At 66.9% G+C, this 17,704-nt stretch carries 18 protein-coding genes and 1 tRNA gene; 7 read left to right on the top strand and 12 right to left on the bottom strand.

What is annotated here, in order from left to right:
* The first annotated feature begins 27 nt into the window (after positions 1–27).
* The 5 genes from QM721_RS06220 (at position 28) to der (ending at position 5,061) form a co-directional block, all read left to right on the top strand.
* On the top strand, positions 28–1,389 hold the full coding sequence (locus tag QM721_RS06220) for a proteasome accessory factor PafA2 family protein (protein ID WP_415120018.1): 1,362 nt from the start codon (positions 28–30) through the stop codon (positions 1,387–1,389).
* A gap of 367 nt (positions 1,390–1,756) precedes the next feature.
* Positions 1,757–1,939 carry a ubiquitin-like protein Pup gene (locus QM721_RS06225; protein ID WP_415120020.1) on the top strand — a complete coding sequence of 61 codons (183 nt, stop codon included), beginning with the start codon at positions 1,757–1,759 and terminating at the stop codon, positions 1,937–1,939.
* Positions 1,936–3,015, top strand: a complete 1,080-nt coding sequence (locus QM721_RS06230; protein WP_415120022.1) for a prephenate dehydrogenase — start codon at positions 1,936–1,938, stop codon at positions 3,013–3,015. Before QM721_RS06225 ends, QM721_RS06230 begins: the two co-directional genes overlap by 4 nt.
* A 23-nt stretch (positions 3,016–3,038) precedes the next feature.
* Positions 3,039–3,731, top strand: coding sequence for a (d)CMP kinase (cmk, locus tag QM721_RS06235; protein WP_415120139.1), 693 nt, complete (start codon positions 3,039–3,041; stop codon positions 3,729–3,731).
* Positions 3,724–5,061, top strand: a complete 1,338-nt coding sequence (der, locus tag QM721_RS06240) for a ribosome biogenesis GTPase Der (RefSeq protein ID WP_415120024.1) — start codon at positions 3,724–3,726, stop codon at positions 5,059–5,061. The genes cmk and der overlap by 8 nt, the downstream gene beginning before the upstream one ends.
* Positions 5,062–5,070: 9 nt before the next feature.
* Here der and QM721_RS06245 read toward each other — a convergent pair whose 3' ends face one another.
* Positions 5,071–6,297: a glycerophosphoryl diester phosphodiesterase membrane domain-containing protein gene (locus tag QM721_RS06245; RefSeq protein ID WP_415120026.1), complete on the bottom strand. Its 1,227-nt coding sequence runs from the start codon at positions 6,295–6,297 to the stop codon at positions 5,071–5,073.
* A gap of 210 nt (positions 6,298–6,507) precedes the next feature.
* Between QM721_RS06245 and QM721_RS06250 the strand changes: the two genes are divergently transcribed.
* Positions 6,508–6,581: transfer RNA gene (locus QM721_RS06250), tRNA-Pro, on the top strand.
* A 174-nt stretch (positions 6,582–6,755) separates the two neighbouring features.
* On the opposite strand, the gene QM721_RS06255 is transcribed toward QM721_RS06250, so the two are convergent.
* The 10 genes from QM721_RS06255 to QM721_RS06300 form a co-directional block, all read right to left on the bottom strand.
* Complete coding sequence (locus tag QM721_RS06255; protein ID WP_415120028.1) at positions 6,756–7,982, bottom strand: tyrosine-type recombinase/integrase; 1,227 nt, start codon at positions 7,980–7,982, stop codon at positions 6,756–6,758.
* Positions 7,975–8,178, bottom strand: a complete 204-nt coding sequence (locus QM721_RS06260) for a helix-turn-helix transcriptional regulator (RefSeq protein ID WP_415120030.1) — start codon at positions 8,176–8,178, stop codon at positions 7,975–7,977. The genes QM721_RS06255 and QM721_RS06260 overlap by 8 nt, the downstream gene beginning before the upstream one ends.
* Complete coding sequence (locus tag QM721_RS06265) at positions 8,175–8,849, bottom strand: hypothetical protein (RefSeq protein WP_415120032.1); 675 nt, start codon at positions 8,847–8,849, stop codon at positions 8,175–8,177. The genes QM721_RS06260 and QM721_RS06265 overlap by 4 nt, the downstream gene beginning before the upstream one ends.
* 98 nt (positions 8,850–8,947) lie before the next feature.
* Positions 8,948–9,487, bottom strand: a complete 540-nt coding sequence (locus QM721_RS06270; RefSeq protein WP_415120034.1) for a single-stranded DNA-binding protein — start codon at positions 9,485–9,487, stop codon at positions 8,948–8,950.
* A gap of 90 nt (positions 9,488–9,577) precedes the next feature.
* Positions 9,578–10,666 (bottom strand): TraM recognition domain-containing protein, encoded by a 1,089-nt coding sequence (locus QM721_RS06275; protein WP_415120036.1) that lies wholly within the window; start codon positions 10,664–10,666, stop codon positions 9,578–9,580.
* Between the two features lie 34 nt (positions 10,667–10,700).
* The gene (locus QM721_RS06280) at positions 10,701–11,582 is read right to left on the bottom strand and encodes an aminotransferase class IV (RefSeq protein ID WP_415120038.1); all 882 of its coding nucleotides are present in this window, start codon (positions 11,580–11,582) and stop codon (positions 10,701–10,703) included.
* Positions 11,579–12,979, bottom strand: coding sequence for a phenylacetate--CoA ligase family protein (locus tag QM721_RS06285; RefSeq protein ID WP_415120040.1), 1,401 nt, complete (start codon positions 12,977–12,979; stop codon positions 11,579–11,581). Before QM721_RS06285 ends, QM721_RS06280 begins: the two co-directional genes overlap by 4 nt.
* Before the next feature lie 2 nt (positions 12,980–12,981).
* Positions 12,982–13,410 (bottom strand): DUF2000 domain-containing protein, encoded by a 429-nt coding sequence (locus QM721_RS06290; RefSeq protein WP_415120042.1) that lies wholly within the window; start codon positions 13,408–13,410, stop codon positions 12,982–12,984.
* A 33-nt stretch (positions 13,411–13,443) separates the two neighbouring features.
* Positions 13,444–14,367, bottom strand: coding sequence for a DMT family transporter (locus QM721_RS06295; protein ID WP_415120044.1), 924 nt, complete (start codon positions 14,365–14,367; stop codon positions 13,444–13,446).
* Positions 14,364–14,687 carry a Dabb family protein gene (locus QM721_RS06300; protein WP_415120046.1) on the bottom strand — a complete coding sequence of 108 codons (324 nt, stop codon included), beginning with the start codon at positions 14,685–14,687 and terminating at the stop codon, positions 14,364–14,366. Before QM721_RS06300 ends, QM721_RS06295 begins: the two co-directional genes overlap by 4 nt.
* Positions 14,688–15,046: 359 nt before the next feature.
* On the opposite strand from QM721_RS06300, the gene QM721_RS06305 reads away from it, so the two are divergent.
* Complete coding sequence (locus QM721_RS06305) at positions 15,047–15,865, top strand: TrmB family transcriptional regulator (RefSeq protein WP_415120048.1); 819 nt, start codon at positions 15,047–15,049, stop codon at positions 15,863–15,865.
* A gap of 176 nt (positions 15,866–16,041) precedes the next feature.
* Here QM721_RS06305 and QM721_RS06310 read toward each other — a convergent pair whose 3' ends face one another.
* A complete protein-coding gene (locus QM721_RS06310; RefSeq protein WP_415120141.1) occupies positions 16,042–17,664 on the bottom strand; it encodes a M23 family metallopeptidase in 1,623 nt (540 codons plus the stop codon).
* Positions 17,665–17,704 lie beyond the last annotated feature (40 nt).

Below are 17,704 nucleotides of genomic sequence, written 5' to 3' on the forward strand. Positions count from 1 at the left end.
GACCAGCAGCGACCCTACGATGTGGGGATGCCGTTGCTGGGAGCCGAGACCGAGTACGGAATCCTGGCCCCCGGACGGCCAGAGCTCCACCCCAGCCTTGTTTCAGCCGCAGTCGTGGACGGCTACCCCGGACCGGGCACGCGGGCGCGGGTGGACGACGACGGCGTGGTTCCGCTCGAAGACACCCACAATCGCTTTCTGGGTAACGGGGCGCGGCTCTACGTCGACCACGCGCACCCCGAGTACGCCACCCCCGAGGTGACCACTGCGCGTGCGGGGTTGCTGGCCGACCTGGCCGGTGACGAGGTGGTGCGGGCGGGAGCGCAGGCCGCGACGACGGCGCTCGACACTCCAGTGCTGGTGTTCAAGAACAACACCGACGGCAAGGGCGCGTCCTACGGCTATCACGAGAACTACCTGCTCAGCCGCGCCACCGCCTGGGAGGAGATCGTCGAGGGCTTTCTGCCGTTCGTGGTGACCCGGTTGGTGTTCACCGGTGCTGGACGAGTCGGGCTGGGCCAGGCCGGTGGGTCACCGGGGTTTCAGCTATCGCAGCGGGCCGACTTCTTCGAGGCGATCACCGGGCTTGAGACCACCATTCGGCGCCCGCTGCTGAACACCCGCGACGAACCGCACGCAGACCGCTCGCGCTGGCGCCGGCTGCACCTGATCGCCGGTGACGCCAACCGGTCGCACACCTCGACCCTGCTCAAGCTGGGCACGGCCTCGGCGGTGCTGGCGGCGATCGAGGCCGGCGCGGTGCGTCCGGTGCGGCTGGCCGACCCGCTCGGAGCCGTCCAGACCGTGAGCCGTGATGTGCGTTGCAGCGCGTTGCTCGAACTCGCCGACGGCCGCCGGCTCTCCGCGCTCGGCATTCAACGCGACTATCACGCTCAGGTGCAGGCTGCGGGTTTCGGCGACGCCGAGGTGCTGGCGTTGTGGGGGTCGATGCTCGACCGACTGGCAGCCGATCCACTGAGTTGTGGGGAACTGGACTGGGTGGCGAAGCTCAACCTGATGCAGAGCTTCAGGCGCCGGGACGGCCTGGGCTGGGAGCATCCGCGGCTGGCCCAGCTCGACCTGACCTGGGCCGAACTGAGCGAGCGCAGCCCCTACGAGGCACTGCTGCGGGCCGGGCGCCTGCCCGCCTTGGTGTCGGATGCCGAGGTGCGGGCGGCAATGGCCGAGCCGCCGTCCGACACCCGGGCGTACCTGCGCGGACGGCTGGCGTCCGAACGGACGTCCGAGGTGGCCGCCGTCGATTGGACCTGGCTGCTGCTGAGCGGCCGACGGGGCCGGATGCGGCTGGATGACCCGTTCAGCGGCAGCGCCTCCGACGTGGCTGCGTCCGGCGGCCTGGACGCGTACGTGACCTCGTGCCTCGGCTGACCCTGGGTCTTTGGTTCAGGGGACGGTTCTCTTTGGTTCAAAGCGGACCGAGGCGAACCGTCCTCGTTCACTGAGTCGTCCACTAAACCAGTCGGAACAGTCCCGTGAACCAGCCGGAACCGTCCACTGAACCAGTCGGAACCGTCCCGTGAACCAGTCGGAACCGTCCCGTGAACCAGTCGGAACCGTCCACTGAACCAGTCGGAACCGTCCCGTGAACCAGTCGGAACCGTCCCGTGAACCAGTCGGAACCGTCCCCTGAACCAGTCGGAACCGTCCCCATGGGGCGTCCCTGGGGCTCGGGCACCTGGCTGGACGGACGGCTGCGCGCCGCGCGATAGGCTGTCTGGTCGAACCAGGAGGAGACATGGCCGAGCGCATCCAGCGGCAGCGCGGCACGACGCGCGCCGAGGAGCCGCAGGTCGAGGTCACCGCTGCCGTTGCCAAGCCCTCGTTCGACTACGACGCCTTGCTCGACGAGATCGACGCGGTGCTCGAGACCGACGCCGAGGAGTACGTGCGCTCGTTCGTGCAGAAGGGCGGCCAGTGAACGAACCCTCCCTGACCCCAGCGGTGGTGATCGGAGCCGGACTGGTCGGGGCCTCGGTCGGTGCCGCCCTGACCCGGGCCGGTGTCGAGGTACATCTGATCGACTCCGTGTCGTCGCACGCCCGGGTGGCCGCATCGCGCGGTGGCGGCACCACCGAGCCGGTCGACCCCGCAGCCGTCCGGCTGGTCGTGGTCGCGGTTCCGCCGGCCAAGCTGGCCGCGGTCATCGCCGATGCCCTGGCCACCTACCCGAAGGCCACGGTGACCGACGTCGGTTCGGTGAAGGGCACCGTGCTGGCCGACCTACGCGGCCGTGGGGTGAACCTGGCCCGTTACGTCGGCTCGCACCCGATGGCCGGCTCGCAGCGGGTCGGGCCGGTGACCGCCCGAGCCGACCTGTTCGACGACCGCACCTGGGTGATCACTCCGCACGACACGTCCCGGGCCAAGGCGGTGCTCACTGTGCACGCGCTGGCGCGGTCATGTGGTGCGCGCATCGTCAGCATGGGCGCGACGCATCACGACGAGGCGGTGGCGCAGGTGTCGCACCTGCCGCAGTTGATGAGTTCGCTCACCGCGGGGCGGCTGAACGAGGTGCCCGACGAGCACCTCAACCTGGCCGGGCAGGGGCTGCGCGACGTCACCCGCATCGCCTCCTCCGACCCCCGGTTGTGGACCCAGATCATCAGCGCCAACTCCGAGGCCGTGCGGGCCGAGCTCGAGGCCGTCCGCGACGCTCTGGACGACTTGCTGGCCGGCTGGGGCGACGACGAGTCGCTGCGCCGGTTTCTGGCCGCGGGCCGTCAGGGCGCCAAGGCGATTCCCGGCAAGCACGGCACCGGGTCCGCGGCCTACGGGCAGGTGGTCGTGACCATTCCGGACGCCCCCGGGGCCTTGGCCAGGCTGTTCGCCGACATCGAGGCGGCCGGTGTCAACGTCGAGGACGTCCGCATCGAACACGACCCGGCCCGCGAGGTGGGCTACCTGGCGGTCGAGGTGGCCAAGCCGGTCGCCAAGGCACTCGAGGCCGCCATGACCCGGGCTGGCTGGGCGTTGCGTCCGGCCCAGCCCTTCTGATGGGCACCGAAGCTGTGAGGAGAATCATGACGAAACCCCTGGTCATCGCCATCGATGGAGCCAGCGGCTCGGGCAAGTCGAGCACCGCCCGCGGGGTGGCGAAGCGGCTCGGCCTGGCCTACCTCGACACCGGCGCGATGTACCGGGCGGTCACCGTGGCCTACCTCGATTCGGGCGTGGACGGCACCGACCCGGCAGCCGTCACCCGGGCCGTGACCGGTGCCGACATCGCCATCTCGACCGACCCGGACGACCAGTGGGTGCGGGTCAACGACCGTGACGTCACCGACGAGATCCGCTCGCAGCGCACCTCTACCCATGTGTCGACCGTGGCGGTGATCGCGCAGTGCCGGGCCAACCTGGTGGCCCGGCAGCGGGCGATCATCGCGGCCTCGCCCAACGGCATCGTGGCCGAAGGTCGCGACATCACCACCGTGGTGGCCCCCGAGGCCGAGGTGCGGCTGCTGCTGAGCGCCGACCCCGAGGTGCGGATGGCCCGGCGCAAGCTCGACCACGGGGGACAGATCGACGACGCCGCCCTGCGCGACCAGATTCTGCGCCGTGACGCCGACGACTCCACGCTGGTCGATTTCACCACCGCCGCCGATGGGGTGGTGCACCTCGACGGCAGCCACCTCACCCTCGAACAGACCATCGACGCCGTGGTGGGCCTGGCCGAACAGGCGCTGGCTCGAAGGGAGTGCAGCAGTGAGTGAACAATGTGATGAGACGATCAAGCCCGTTGTGGCGGTGGTCGGACGGCCCAACGTGGGCAAGTCGATGCTGGTCAACCGGATCATCGGACGCCGCGAGGCCGTCGTGCAAGACCTGCCGGGCGTCACCCGCGACCGGGTCAGCTACGACGCGATCTGGAACGGCCGCGAGTTCGTGATCGTCGACACCGGCGGCTGGGCTCCCGACGCGAAGGGGCTGGCGGCGCAGATCGCCGAGCAGGCCGAACTGGCCATCGCGGCGGCTGACGCCGTGCTGTTCGTGGTGGACGCCTCGGTCGGCATTCAAGACGTCGACGAGGCGGTGGTCGGCGTGCTGCGCCGCAGCCGCAAGCCGGTTGTGCTGGCGGCCAACAAGGTCGACGACGCCCGCAACGAGGCTGAGGCAGCGATGATGTGGAACCTCGGCCTGGGTGAGCCGCACCCGGTGTCGGCGCTGCACGGACGCGGGTCGGGCGACCTGCTGGACGCCCTGATGGAGGCGCTGCCCGAGGCGCCCCGTGAGGCCGAGGAGGCGCTCGGCGGGCCGCGCCGCGTCGCCATCGTGGGCCGTCCAAACGTCGGTAAGTCGTCGCTGCTGAACAAGCTGGCTCGGCAACAGCGCTCGGTGGTCGACAACGCGGCCGGCACCACGGTCGACCCGGTCGACGAACTGGTCGAGGTGGGCGGCATCGTGTACCGGTTCATCGACACCGCCGGCATTCGGCGCCGGGTCAAAGAGGCCTCGGGCCACGAGTACTACGCCTCGCTGCGCACCGCGAGCGCCATCGAGCGGGCCGAGGTGTGCGTGGTCGTGGTCGACGCTTCCGAAACGATCGCCGATCAAGACTTGCGGGTGCTCACCATGGTCGAAGAGGCCGGCAAGGCGCTGGTGATCGCCTACAACAAGTGGGACCTGACCGACGAGGAGCGTCGGCGCTACCTGAACCGCGAGATCGAGCAGGACGTGCAGGCGTTCGGCTGGTCGCCGTCGGTGAACATCTCGGCGCTGACCGGACGCGGCGTCGACCGGCTGTCGAAGGCCATCGAGGCCGCCATCGAAGGCTGGGAGACCAGGGTGTCGACAGGCAAGCTGAACGCCTTTCTGGGCCGGGTCACGGCAGCGCATCCGCACCCGGTGCGCGGTGGCAAACAGTCGCGCATTCTGTTCGGCACCCAGGCGCACACCTGCCCGCCCACGTTCGCCCTGTTCACCTCTGGCCAGCTCGACCCGGGTTACGTCCGATTCGTCAAGCGGCGGCTGCGCGAAGAATTCGGCTTCGTCGGCACGCCGGTGCACATCGAGGTGCGGGCCCGCGAGAAGCGCGGCAAGTAGCCGCTCAGGTCAGTTCTGGGCGGGCCACTGGTTCTGTGACGAGCCGGGCTGTCCCGGCTGGTCGGGGTACTGCGGCTGCGGGTAGCCCTGCTGAGGGTATTGCTGACCGGGGTACTGGGGCTGACCGGGGTACTGCTGGGGCTGACCGGGGTACTGAGGCTGACCGGGGTACTGCTGGGGCTGACCGGGATACTGAGGCTGACCCGGGCACTGCTGCGGGTAGCCCTGCTGGCCGAACGCCTGGCCGGCCTGTGCGCCCGGGTAGCCGTAACCGGTCTGCGAGCCATAGCCGTACTGCTGCGGGGGTAGTTCAAGACGGCGCACCTGGTCTACGTACATGTAGGTGGTGTAGGTCTGCAGAAAGGGCGTGGTGAGCAACTGAACGGCCAGTTGCAGCACAAGCGACACGATGACCACCGGCACCAGGGCCAGCAGCGCCGCCATCAACTGTGCGGTGTTCTCCGGGTTCTGTAACCGTGGGCCTACGACTCCGCCACTGAACGCTTGCGTGACCAAGCTGATCACGAACAGAATCGCGCTGACTGCGAGTTGCGCGATCAGCGAGTAGCCGAAGGTGCGCCAGAAGCTGCCCTTGGTGAGCGCCCACGAGCGCTTCAGCGCATCGATGCTGCCGCGCTGTTCGATGGCCACCGCCTGGATCGCATAGAGCAGGCGCACGCTCAAGAAGATTGCCAGCGGCGTGGCCACGAAGAGCATCAGGGCGATTAGTCCCAGCACGCCGGCCGCCGCCGCTCCGGGGCTACCGCCACGGGAGGAGTTGCTGACAATGGTGAAAATGCCGCCGAAGAAGACCAGGTACAAGGCAATCACGACACCCGCGCCGATCAGGATGATCCCCAGCATGCGGGGCAGAAACCCCTTGGTGCGAGCCCACAGGCCACCGAAGGTGGGGGTTTGGTTCTGAGCGATTTCGTAGGCACCCAGCGAGATCATGCCGTAGCTCTTCAGCGACAGAAGCATGCTTGCAGCGCCGCCGACCGCGACGAGCAACACTGCCACGATCAGGGCGCCGCCGCCGGCGGATCGATTGCCGGTGAGCGCTCCGCCGCCCCCGATCAGCACCGCCACCAGGATCACCGCGATGAGCAGAAGTGATGGGGCCAGGGTGAGCAGAATGAATAGGCCCAGGCGGCGCTTGAGCGCCTCGAAGGTCCCGGAAAAGAGATCGCCGATGTCGATCGGGCTGGGGCGAAGCATGGGAGTGGGGTTGGTCACGCGGTTCAGTCTAGGAGTCGGAGGGGTTGCGCTCCGCCCCATCCGGGCGCGTGCCGTCCTGCCTGCAGTGCCGCTTTGAGGACGACGCCGACCACCGTGTAAGGTGACCAGTCGGGGCTCACGCCCTGGGCGGGCTGTGGCGCAGCTTGGTAGCGCACTTGACTGGGGGTCAAATGCTCATCAGGTGCCGTGGCGTCGAAAATTGAACAACGGGATGTGGCGCAGCTTGGTAGCGCACCTGACTGGGGGTCAGGGGGTCGCAGGTTCAAATCCTGTCATCCCGACGTAAAAGCCCAGGTAAGAGCATGTTTCTCGCCTGGGTTTCGTCATTCCCCGAGGACCGTTCTCGGGAGCCTCGGCAGTCGCCGTCGACGCGTAGCCTGGGTGCGCGAGTGCTGCCAGGTTGATCTCCCGGGACCAAACCGGGACGAGAACCGCCTCCCGGGCGCGTTTCGGGGTCAGCGGCGGCGCGTATTCGGCTGCTGGCGTGGGCCGACCGGTGCCGTGCGGCGCGTGTCGGCCTGCTCGGCGAGGTACGCGTTGGCGAGCTCGGCGGCTTTGGAGATGTGCCGCAGGTCGGGGTGCAAGTAGCCCTCGGTGGTCTCGATGGATTTGTGGCCGAGGATCTTCTGCAGCACGTGGAGCGGGATGCCGGCGTCGGCCATCCAGGTCGCACCGGTGTGCCGCAGCCCGTGCCGGGTTAGCTGCGGCAGGTTCAAGTCGTGGACGACGGTCTCCCATTCCGTGGCCCGTCGCACGTTCGCTGTGGTGAGCACGCCGCCGCGCAGCCCTTGCAGGACACGGTCGGTGGGCTCCTTGCCCTCGGTGAGCCGCTTCAGGATCGGGACGAGGGGTTGCAGGATCGGGATCGGCCGCTCCTCGCGTCCCTTGGTCTGCTTGACCACCAGGCCCTTCGAGCTGGGGTAGATCTGCTTGCGGACCGTGGCGATCTTGGTGTCCCAGTCGATGTCCTCAACCCACAGCCCGGCCACCTCCGAACTGCGGGAAGCGAGCAGCGCGCAGAGCATCACGTAGTCGGAGTAGGGCTGGCCGTGCTCGCCGCAAGCGTCCGCGAGCAGATTCAGCGTGGCGAGGTCCGGGATCGCGAACGCGCGGGGCGAGGTGTCGCGAGGGCTGCTGACGTCGAACACCGACGTCTTCCCGAGGGTGCGCCGGGAACGGCTGCGGGCGGGGTTGCGGTCGAGGATGTCGTCGCGGACGGCTTCGTCGAAGACCCGCACCAACGGGGCGATGGTGTTCTTGATCGTCGAAGGCGAGTGCTTGGTCTCCCAGTCGTCGATGGTCCGGTCGATCATGCCCGGGGTGATCCCGGTCACCGGCAGGTGCCCGAGCGCGGGAATAACCCGCAGCTTGAGCCCGGCGCTGTATACGTCAGCGGTGGAGGTCGGGTCCAGGCCCCGCTTCCACCGATCGCCGATCTGGGCGATGTAGTCCTGCAGCGTCACGGTGAGGTCCACGCCCACCGCGGCGGAGCGTTGCAGCTGGTCGAAGAACGCCGTCGCGGCGTCCTCGTCCGGCACGACCAGGGCCCGGGTCTGCTGTTTGGTGGCGGGGTCGGTCCAGCGGGCTCGGGCGCGGATGCCGCTGGCGCGGTGTTCGAGATCGGTGGAGATCTTCACCCCGATCGGCGGGAACGGTTGCGGGTCGGCGCTGCTGCTACTCATCGTGCTTGAGCGAGGCCAGCCACTGGTCGACGGAGTCGATCCGGTACCGGGCGATGCCGCCGAGCTGCATGAACGGCGGCCCCCCCTTCTCCGCCCGCCACCGCGACAGTGTCGACTCGGACACCTTCAGGTACCGGGCGAGCTCGCGGCTGTCCATCAGCGGCGACACGAGAATCTGGGCGGGCGCGTCGGTCATGGCCGCTCGCTCCACTCGGTATCGAGGATCTCCTGCACCATCGCGTCCTGCTCCGCCTGCCGCGCCTGCACAGCCTCGACGAGGAACGCGACGAAGTCCTCGCTGCGGTCGGTGACCGGATGCTCAGCAGTGTCCGGCGGGATCCATCCCTCGGCCTCGCCACCGGGCCACGCGGTGACGCGGGTGGCCCGGTCACGGTCCAGGCGGGGGCCGGAGATCGTCACCCAGTCCCGCAACCGCTCGCGGGCCACGGCAAAGTCCTGGTGCCAGACCACACCCATGTTGCCTTTGGCCTGCTGGTCGTAGCAGATCAGCCAGTGCTGCCGCAGCGCGGACAGCTCCCAGATCAACTCCCAGTGCCGATGCCACATCGGCGGAATGATCTGTGGGGCCAGCCCGTACTCGTGCCGCAGCCAGTCCACCCACTCGTTCAGGTCCAGGAGCTCCTGCTCGAGGTCTTCGGGAGTCAGCGCCCGCCAATTGATCGTGCGGGGCACGGTGCCCAGCTGGGCCCGCAGATCCTTGGCGTACTCGGCCTGCACCATCCGCTTGATCTGAGCCAGCAGCGCCGGCGGCAGGCTCGCCAGGTCCGGCTCCTCCGGCTGATCAGGTGTCGCGTCACGCGCATCCATCTCGGGACGAGGATCTTCGGGTGGAGTTGGGGTGGACATGGTCGGCTCCTGCTGACGGGTGCGGGCGGAAGAACGGGGTGCGGGGCGATCAGCCGCTGCTGGGGCTGGTCGCCCCGCGGTCTCATGGAGTCCCGGGGCTACCGGGCGACGGCCTCGTGTACGGCCGGGCCGGGGGCACTCGCGGCGACCGCTTCGGGAGCGATCTGCTGCTCACGCTGCGCGAGCACGTCCGCCACGGGGTCCGGGGACGGGCCGTCGGGTTCCGCCGCGGGAGCGTCCTGCTCGACCCGATGGTCGGGTGCGGGTCGGTCCTGGGCCTCGCGGTCGTGGGCGCGGCGCTCGACGGTGTAGGTGGTGAGGTTGTTGTCGTGGCCGAGCCGGCTTGCGCGGAACTCCTCGCGTTCCTGCCCTTCACCGTTGGTGTAGGGGCGCACGAAGCCCTCGGCGATGAAGTTGTCGCCGCTCTTGAACTGCGCGTGGGCGCGTTCAGCGGACGGCCCGTACATCACCATCGCGGTCTTGAACGGCTCGACGTCGTGCCAGTGGCCCTCAGCGTCCTGGACGGACTGCTTGATGCCGACCGGGACGAAGAGCCGGGCGACGCCGTCCTTGGTGAAGGACAGGTCGGGGTCGGCCCTCAGAAACCCGGAGATCGATGACTTGGTGGGGATCGGCATGGGGATGGCTCCTTCCGGATCGGTCCCGGCCGTCCGCCGGGTTCACCGATCAGGTACGACCCCCAACCACCCGCCGGGACCTGGAGAAGGTCAGTGGCCGTGCTGCAGAAGCTGTTCGATCTCGGCCCGGTCGGCGCGCAGCTGCTCGGAGTCGGGACGGGCAGTCCAGGGGCGCAGGGTGGTGATGATCGGGCGGGCGGTGCGGAGCATGACGATGCCGGTGCCGAACGGCATGGTGCGCAGCACGTCCGGGGGCAGGATCGGCACCCTGCGGATGGAGCGCTGGTTGGAGTGCGCGCCGTAGGCGTCGACGGTGACGCTGTCAGTGTGCTCATCGCGTTCCCCGATCAGTGCCGACAGATCCTGCAGGTCCTTCGAGTTGCTGGCTCCGCCCAGGATGATCTTCACGATGCTGGAGTCCCACAGGGCCGACGCGTTGTTCTCGCCCCACTTCTCTCGCGCCTGGGCCAGGCTTTGCAGGACGGGCAGCGTCGTGATCCCGGTGCCGCCGCCTTCGGCCATCAGCACCGGCAGCGCAGGCAAGGGCGCGAGGTTGCCGATCTCGTCTAGCGCGAGTAGCAGCGCGGGATCCATCCGCGCTCCTGGCGATCGGGCGGCGATCTTCCTGGCGGTCTCGATGAGATCCTCGATGAACGCCGACACCAGCGCCGCGGACGCCCCCGAGCCGGAACCGGTCGCGAGCAGTGCGACGTCATGGTGTCCGTGTTCGACTGCCGCTGCTGCCGCCGCGGTCGAGTTTGCCTCCACGATGTGGGCACATTCGTATCCGGCGGGCATCAGCTCGTCGATCAACGGCACGGGTGCAGGGTGGCTGATGACGTCGAGCCGAGCCGGAAGCTTGGCTCCCGGACGTTTGGCAAGCCCATACAGCGGTGTGTACATGTGGAAGACGCTGTGCACGTCGAGCGCCGGGTTCATGTAGAAGTCGTTGATGTTCTGGAACGCATTGGCGACCACGAGATAGTCGGAATTTCCGTCCAGGACGGCCAGCGCAGCGTCTCGGTAGGAGTTGTGCAGGATGATCTCGCCGTCAGTAACTTGTAGGTGGCGTAGAAACTCATGCGCTGCGCGTTCACTGCTTGTTCCGGGCGGCCCGAGCGTGGTGATGCGCGCCCGTCGAAGGGCCGGTGAGTCCCGCCTCACAGTGAAGTAGTTCATGCTCGTGCTTCTTTCTGGGATCCCTGGGCGTCTGTCAGTAGGGCGTCCGGGTGCGTTGCTTGTAGCTCGCGCAGGCGCGAAGGGTGAATTCACCACAGGCTCCGTCTGCAACAGTGCGCCCTTCGATGGAGATCACTGGCGAGATTTCGAGGCCAGTGCCGGTGAGAAGAATTTCGTCGGCGGTGAAGAGTTCGGCGATTTCGACCGGGCGTTCGACTACCTCGAGGCCTTGGTCTCTGGCGATGGTGAGGACCAGGGATCGGGTGATTCCGGGGAGTATCCCTTGGTCTAGCGCGGGGGTGACGAGAGTCCTGCCGCTCCGCAGCAGAATGTTGCTTGTCGACGCCTCTGCGACCCGGCCTTCGACGGTGAGCAGGATGGCGTCGTCGTAGCCGCGGGCAGTGCATTCGTCAATGGCACGTGCGCTGGCAACGTAGGCGCCGCTGATCTTGGCTCGCGTCGGCATGGCGACGTCCGGGACGCGACGGACGGTGGAGATGCCGAGGCGCGAGGGGTGGCCCAGGCGTGAGGGCATTCGCACGCAGGTCATTGCGAGGCTATGGTCAACCCCGGCGAGCCGGACGCCGAACGGAGTGCCCGGCAAAAAGGCTGTCTTGAAGGCGACGGGGCGGACGTAGCAGTCGTCGTCGATGTTGTTGCGCTCCAGCAGTTCGGTGCAAAGTCGGGCCAGTTGCTCGCTGGTGTCCCGCAGATCCATACGCAGTGATTGGCAGGACGTGTGCAGTCGGTCGAAATGAGCTCGTGGCTCGAAGGGCTGTATGGCTCCGTCGTCGGTCCGATAGGCCCGAATTCCCTCGAAGACGGCTGTGCCGTACTGCAGGCCCTGAGTGGATAGGGCGAGTTGCGGTCGGGCGGCGTCGACCCACTGTCCGTCCAGATATGCGAACGTGGTCATGTCGTTGCCGCGGTTTCGCGTTGTGTGGCGATGCGACGTGCCGAATTGGTCTCCATGCCGTGGACAGTCTCGCGGTGATCGCGGATTCGGGCGGCTTTCCAGCTGACCATGGCGCCGGTCGAGGTCCGTGCGTCGGTCGGCCCCCAGGCTACGTCGACATCGACACCCAGCGTGTCGGCCAGTCTGCGGGCGTGTCTGTCCGCCAGTGTCGAGGAGCCGACGGAGGATGAGTGGATCGGCTCCAGGAGCAGACGTAACTGATCGCGGTTCTCATTCCGTGAGTAGATGTCGACTTGGTAGTCCAAGAAGGCGGGACAGCCATCCAGGATGGCGTCCTCGAAGTCGTAGGCGCTGTAGCTCGAGTTGCCAATGTGCAGTTCGTCGCGGGCCCTACCAATCGGAGTGACGAAGAAGTCCTGACCTTGTCCCTGGGCCCGGACAAGGTCGCCGGTGCGGTAGCGGATGAGAGGCTTGGCTCCGCGGTAGAGATGAGTTACGACGAGTTCGCCTTCGCGATCGTCGGCTTGCGGGTCCAGGCACTCGCCGGTGTTGGGGTCGATGATTTCGTAGTGGTAGTTCAGCGGGGTTGTGCGCAGTCGCCCGTCGCTTTGGCAGACCGCGAGTATCGATGCCTCTTGGGAGGCGTACATGCAACTGTGGACCGCAGCTCCCCAGACGTTGCTGATCTGGGCGAGCAGTCTTGGCGTCGCGAGTTCCCCTACGGTCAGGATGACCCTGATGCCGAGGGCGGCCGGGTCGATTCCCTGGGCGAGCAGGTGTCGCGCCAGTAGGATCGTCATCCCCGGCGTACAGGTCAGACCGGTGATCGGAAGGCGGTGTAGCAATTGACCTGCGCGGTCGAAACCCACAACCGGGGAGTGTGGCCACATCTTCACACTGGCGTGGCCGAGGCTCCGGAAGACATCGCCGAAAGTGTCGCCCGTCGAGTGCAGTTCGCTCGGCCCCATTACTGCCATCGTCAGGTGCTCACCGTGCCCCTGGAGGAGGTCGCGGTACCCCTCACACAGGGCGACCCCCGTGCGGATGGAGTCCTCTGCCGTTCGCGGGCAGGGCGTCGACGCGCCGGTAGTCCCTGTCGTCTCGTAGTAGACCCAGGCATCCGCCAACTCCAGGCTGGCAACCTCGTCGAGGTGGGTGCGCAGATCGTCCTTGGTCGTAAATGGCAGGCTCGCGAATGGCGACGTCGCGTTGTATCCGTCCAGGTGTCGACGGTAGAACGGTGACTTCTCCTGACAGTAGGTGAGCACGTCGATGAGATTCTCGCGCTGATAATCAGCAAGGGCGGCCGTCTCCATCTGGCCATTCCACTGCCGTGACTGGGCGGCAGCGAATGTAGTAGCGGTGTTCCAGAGGTCAATGTCTGCGAGCGGAATCATGATCACTTTTCCTTCGCGGGATACAACGACATGTCACCGGTGAGCGATGTGACGGTCTTCCTCGGGCCGGCCAAGCCAAGGGCAGCGAGTTCCAGTTCGTGGGTCGCAGCCAAGGCAACCTTCTCGGTGTACTCCTCGTAGGTCTTGCATCCTTGAGCAAGCCGCGTGAAAGGAAAGACGATCAATCCCGAGCCAGGGGCATCCGCACGGTCCCAAATTGACTGCAATGCCTCGCCGTCACTAGCGAGAACCGGCAGGGGTGCCAGTACGACGCCGGGGAGCTCGGCGTCGGCGGTAGCGACCGCCGGGCCCATAAGGTCGGGCATTGCGGTCGTCATCATGGCCGCCACGATCGAAGCGGCATTGACGGCAAGGCCCGCGGGGAGACGCTGATCGACGACTATGACGGTCTTCTGGCGTGCATCGTTCATGGATGTAGTTCCTTTCACAGATTGGTTAAGTGGTCAGGCGCCACGATTCGGAACTGATATCGGCCTGGTCATGGCATTGAGTGCGACACCGGCGACGACAATGAACGCGCCTAGGGCCTTGAGCGTTGTGAGCTGTTCGCCTGCGATCAACACGGCCGAGACGACTCCGAACACGGGCACCAGGTTGAGGATTGCGACGGCCTGGCCGGGTCTGAGAACGGTCAGCCCAAACGTGTAGAGCAGGAACGCCAGCGCAGAACACCCAACCGCCAGATAGGCGATCAGCCAGGCAGTCGTCGGAGCAAGCTCTCCTCGGGTGCCCTGAGGCAAGACCGGAATGAGGATGCAGAAGCCGAGCCCGCCCCAGAGGTTTTGCAGCGCGGTGGTTTGCAGGACGCCCAGGCGGGCGTTGGGTGGAACCGCGGCAGGCGCTCTGGCGACCAAAAGGTTGTAGGCGGTCCACGCAACGCCTCCAAGAGCGAGGAGCAGGATTCCCAACGCCCGATCAGGGGACTCCGCGGCAGGCTCGTCCAGGGTGACCAGCACGACACCGGCGAAGGCGGTTATCGCGCCGACGACATTGACCACGGCTGGCGCCTGCCGGTGTAGGACCGATTCGGCCACCATTGTTATCACCGGATAGACGGCCACGATCAGCACAGCGTCTGTGGCGGTTGCTAAGGCGACGCCGTAGTTCTCGAGGGTGAAGTAGACCGTGATCCCGACAAGGCCGGCAGCCGCCACGGCTATGTGGGTCCGCATCGGGGCTCGCAGGCGCTTGTGCGTGATCAGGCACACGAGCGTCAGCAACAGCGCAGCACCCAAGAACCGGATGGCGCCTAGCGTCACCTCGCCCACATACGGCAATACCACCTTCGTCACGGCAAAGGAAGTACTCCATAGCAGCGCAGCACCTGCGACGGCGGCGATATGAGCTGCGCTACCACGACCTCTCACGGCTGGGCGTCCAGCGGATCGTTGACGTCAATGACGGTCCAGGTTGCAACCTGCCGCCAGGCGACCTTGCCCCGCTCGTGGTCCGGGTGCGCCTGGAATGCGCCATAGTCGCCCAGCGAGTCGAATCCGCTCACGACCAGGAAGTCGGCGGCATCGGACCGCCCGCTTGCATCCCAGCCGCAAACCCAGCTCTGGATCTGCGGGATCGCATGCGGATGGCCCGCAGTGATCGCCGCTGCCGCGCGGGCGCGGGGATCGTCACGACCAATGCCCGGCTTCAGGCTGAAAACAACTACGTGGACAAGCTGGCTCCGGTTCACCTCACCCTCCCCGATTCTATTGGGCGCCGCATAGTCGCCGCAGTGACAAACGTATCGTAACCCAAAAGGGGGCTACGTATGTGTATCCGGATCGCGTGAGGAGCAGAAGCCGCTTCATCGTCGACGGGATCCGACGCCCACACGGCGTCTTCAGCCCGCCCCTGCGGGGAGCCCTGCCGTATGCTTGGCGCTTGGGTACTCGATGAGACTTGCGCGCTCTCAGGGTGCTTCACCGCACCCCCGGGCATCCAGCAGCTGTCCGGCGTCGCGCCCTCGACCGCTGAGGCCCGCACCTGCAGGCCGTACCAGAAGTCCCGGCGCGTCAGGAACATCGGTCACAGCGGAAGTGAGGAAGCGGCGTGAATCAGCAGGCCTTCGGTGAAACGGAGATCCAGGCGCTACGCGCCATCGGTCTCACCGAATGGGAATCGAAGGCATATCTCGCCCTCCTCGACGAGGCACCAGACACCGGCTACGGCATCGCTAAACGATCAGGCGTTGCCCGGGGGCGCGTCTACGAGGTCCTTGACTCACTGGTGGCCAAGGGAGCGGCCCGGGTCTCGAACGGCAAGCCACAGAAATACGCGCCCACAACACCCGAAGAGTTCCTCAAAGTACACCGACGCCAGACGGAAGATTCGCTGTCCCATGCCGACGAAGTTCTACGCAATTTCGGTTCACGTGACGAGAGTGGCAGCGTCATCTGGGACCTACAGGGACGCGGTGACATCCTCAACCGTGCGCAAGACGTAATCAACCGCGCTTCAAAGCGACTGTTGTGCGAAATCTGGGAGGCCGAGGCCGACAGGCTTTATAGTGATCTCGAAAGGGCGGCCGCGCGCGGAGTGAAGGTCATCGTGGTCGCATACGGGTCCGTGGAACTCCCCTTCGCCACGGTCTTCCTTCATCCAGGTACCGACGAAGTCACTCATGGACTCGGAAGCCGCTGGCTCGTCATCTCCGCCGACGACCGCGAGATCGTTGCTGGCAGCGTCTCTGGAGGCACCGAATCCCGTGCTGCATGGACCAAACACCATGGCCTCGTCGTCCCTGTAACCGAACTAGTGCGCCATGACCTCTATAAACTGGAGATGCTCAAAGCCCACGGGGACATCCTCGAAGAGACATTTGGGCCCGCCTTAACCAAGCTTCGTGCGAAATACGGCCCGCTCGCATAACGCCCATCGGTGAAGTCTGGCGGAATATAGCCAGCGTAGACTCCGCCAAAGCCTGGAACGGCCTGTCTTGTCCTGGAGAAAATTGTGCGACTCCGAACTGTCTGCGAGCCCATACTGGTGACCTAGAGGGCGCTTCGGGTTTCGGAACGAGTGATTTGGGTGCAGCCTCGAGATTATTAGAGCATCGAGAGATGGACATGGTCGTAATGCCCTCCCGTGGGATCGCGGGGATCGTAGATACCACCGCCGGTGTAGGGACGCCAGCCTTCGCTGGCGCGGGCGAGCGACCAGATGCGGCCCTGCCAGATGACGTAGTTGATACCCCACGTTTCCGCGTTGGTCTTGTCGGTGAGCCAGTCGGCGAGCCGGTCTCCGGCGGCCTTGTCTGCCCGGTCGGGGAAGCGGCCGATCATCCCGAAGGTGATGTCGCAGGCACGGCCTTTGGGGTGATCGCTGGTGGGGTTCCACGCGTGGGGATCCCAGCAGGCGAGGCCGTTGTCGCCGACGTTCATGGCTTGGATCTGCTTGACGATGGTCGCGGTGCGTGGGGTGACGCAGGCACCCTTGCGGCCGGGCTGGGTCGGATCAGGCATGGTGCAGGACTCGGCCGGCCAGCTCCCGTCCGTGTTCTTGGCGGGCGGTGTCACACCGGTGTTGGTGTCGAAGGTGCCGCTGTTCTTGCAGCCGGCGCCGGGCACTTCGCCCGTGGCTGCGGGGAGGTTCGCGGCGCCGTGGGCGTTAAGCCACGCGGCGGAGTCGACGGCGGTGCCGTTGGTGCCGCCAGGCCGAACCTCGAAGTGCAGATGCGGGCCGGTGGACATCCCAGAGGAACCGACATCGCCGATGTGCTGCCCGGCGGTCACCCGGTCCCCGACGCGGACGTGGATGCCGCGTTCCCACATGTGCGCGTAGGCGGTGGCGATGGTCTGCCCGTCGAGCTGGTGCTCGATCACGATCAGGCCGCCGTAGCCGCCGGAGAACTCGGCCACCGTGACCACACCATCGGCGGCGGCGAGGATGGGGGTGCCGTCGGCGGCGGCGAAGTCGGTTCCGGTGTGCAGGGAGCGTTCCCCGGTGATCGGGTGGATCCGCCAGCCGAAGGGGCTGGTCATCGTCCACGTCCCCTCGGGCAGCGGGAACACGACCTTCGATGATCCCGTCCCGGTCCCGACCGGCCTCACCGCACCACCGGTGGTGCCGGTGAGCGTCTGCAGGATCGACTCGGCGACGGGCTCGTAGTTCTGGTAGCGGTCCGGGTAGGCACTGACCTCGACCCGCTGGGCCGCCTGCCCGGGATCCATCCGCTCCCATCCGGGAATGTCCAGCAGCCCCTTGGGCGACGGAAAGTTGGGGCCAGATGGTCCGCCGAAGAAGGCCCGGGCTTGGAACATCGGATCCATGAGCTGCGCGACCGCGCCCCAGCCGCTGGCCGGGCGCATCTGAAACAGGCCCAAGGAGTCGTGGTCGGAGCCCACCCCGTCGTGGGGATAGTTCATGGACTCGGGGTAGGCGCCGGGGTTGGCCAGCTGCCGCAGGCTGCTCTCCGTCAGTGCCGCCATCAGCGCGACCTTGACCCCAGGGCGGCCGACGCCGTCGATCCCGCCCCCGACCGTGATGATCGTCGCCGCATGCTGCAGTTGGGTCTTGCTGAGCGTGAATGTCGTCCCGTCGCGGGTCGTCACGGTCAGCGAGTCGGGCACGGTGCCGACGTTGACGCCGCCTGTGGTGGTGGCGCAGCTGGCGAGGGCCGGGTTGATCAGCAGGCCGATGGCCAGCACGCCGAGCATCGGGACGAGCATGATCAGCACCGCTGCAGCGATCAGTACCTTCTTCATCACG

The sequence above is a fragment of the Micropruina sp. genome, assembly GCF_047602085.1.
In the GTDB taxonomy this organism is placed as follows: domain Bacteria; phylum Actinomycetota; class Actinomycetes; order Propionibacteriales; family Propionibacteriaceae; genus Micropruina.

What these genes read in the sequence shown, in the direction of transcription:
- QM721_RS06220 (WP_415120018.1), top strand. Translation starts at nt 28, where the DNA reads ATGCCGTTGCTGGGAGCCGAGACCGAGTACGGAATCCTGGCCCCCGGA.
- QM721_RS06225 (WP_415120020.1), top strand. Translation starts at nt 1,757, where the DNA reads ATGGCCGAGCGCATCCAGCGGCAGCGCGGCACGACGCGCGCCGAGGAG.
- QM721_RS06255 (WP_415120028.1), bottom strand. Translation starts at nt 7,982, where the DNA reads ATGAGTAGCAGCAGCGCCGACCCGCAACCGTTCCCGCCGATCGGGGTG.
- QM721_RS06260 (WP_415120030.1), bottom strand. Translation starts at nt 8,178, where the DNA reads ATGACCGACGCGCCCGCCCAGATTCTCGTGTCGCCGCTGATGGACAGC.
- QM721_RS06265 (WP_415120032.1), bottom strand. Translation starts at nt 8,849, where the DNA reads ATGTCCACCCCAACTCCACCCGAAGATCCTCGTCCCGAGATGGATGCG.
- QM721_RS06270 (WP_415120034.1), bottom strand. Translation starts at nt 9,487, where the DNA reads ATGCCGATCCCCACCAAGTCATCGATCTCCGGGTTTCTGAGGGCCGAC.
- QM721_RS06275 (WP_415120036.1), bottom strand. Translation starts at nt 10,666, where the DNA reads ATGAACTACTTCACTGTGAGGCGGGACTCACCGGCCCTTCGACGGGCG.
- QM721_RS06280 (WP_415120038.1), bottom strand. Translation starts at nt 11,582, where the DNA reads ATGACCACGTTCGCATATCTGGACGGACAGTGGGTCGACGCCGCCCGA.
- QM721_RS06285 (WP_415120040.1), bottom strand. Translation starts at nt 12,979, where the DNA reads ATGATTCCGCTCGCAGACATTGACCTCTGGAACACCGCTACTACATTC.
- QM721_RS06290 (WP_415120042.1), bottom strand. Translation starts at nt 13,410, where the DNA reads ATGAACGATGCACGCCAGAAGACCGTCATAGTCGTCGATCAGCGTCTC.
- QM721_RS06310 (WP_415120141.1), bottom strand. Translation starts at nt 17,664, where the DNA reads ATGCTCGTCCCGATGCTCGGCGTGCTGGCCATCGGCCTGCTGATCAAC.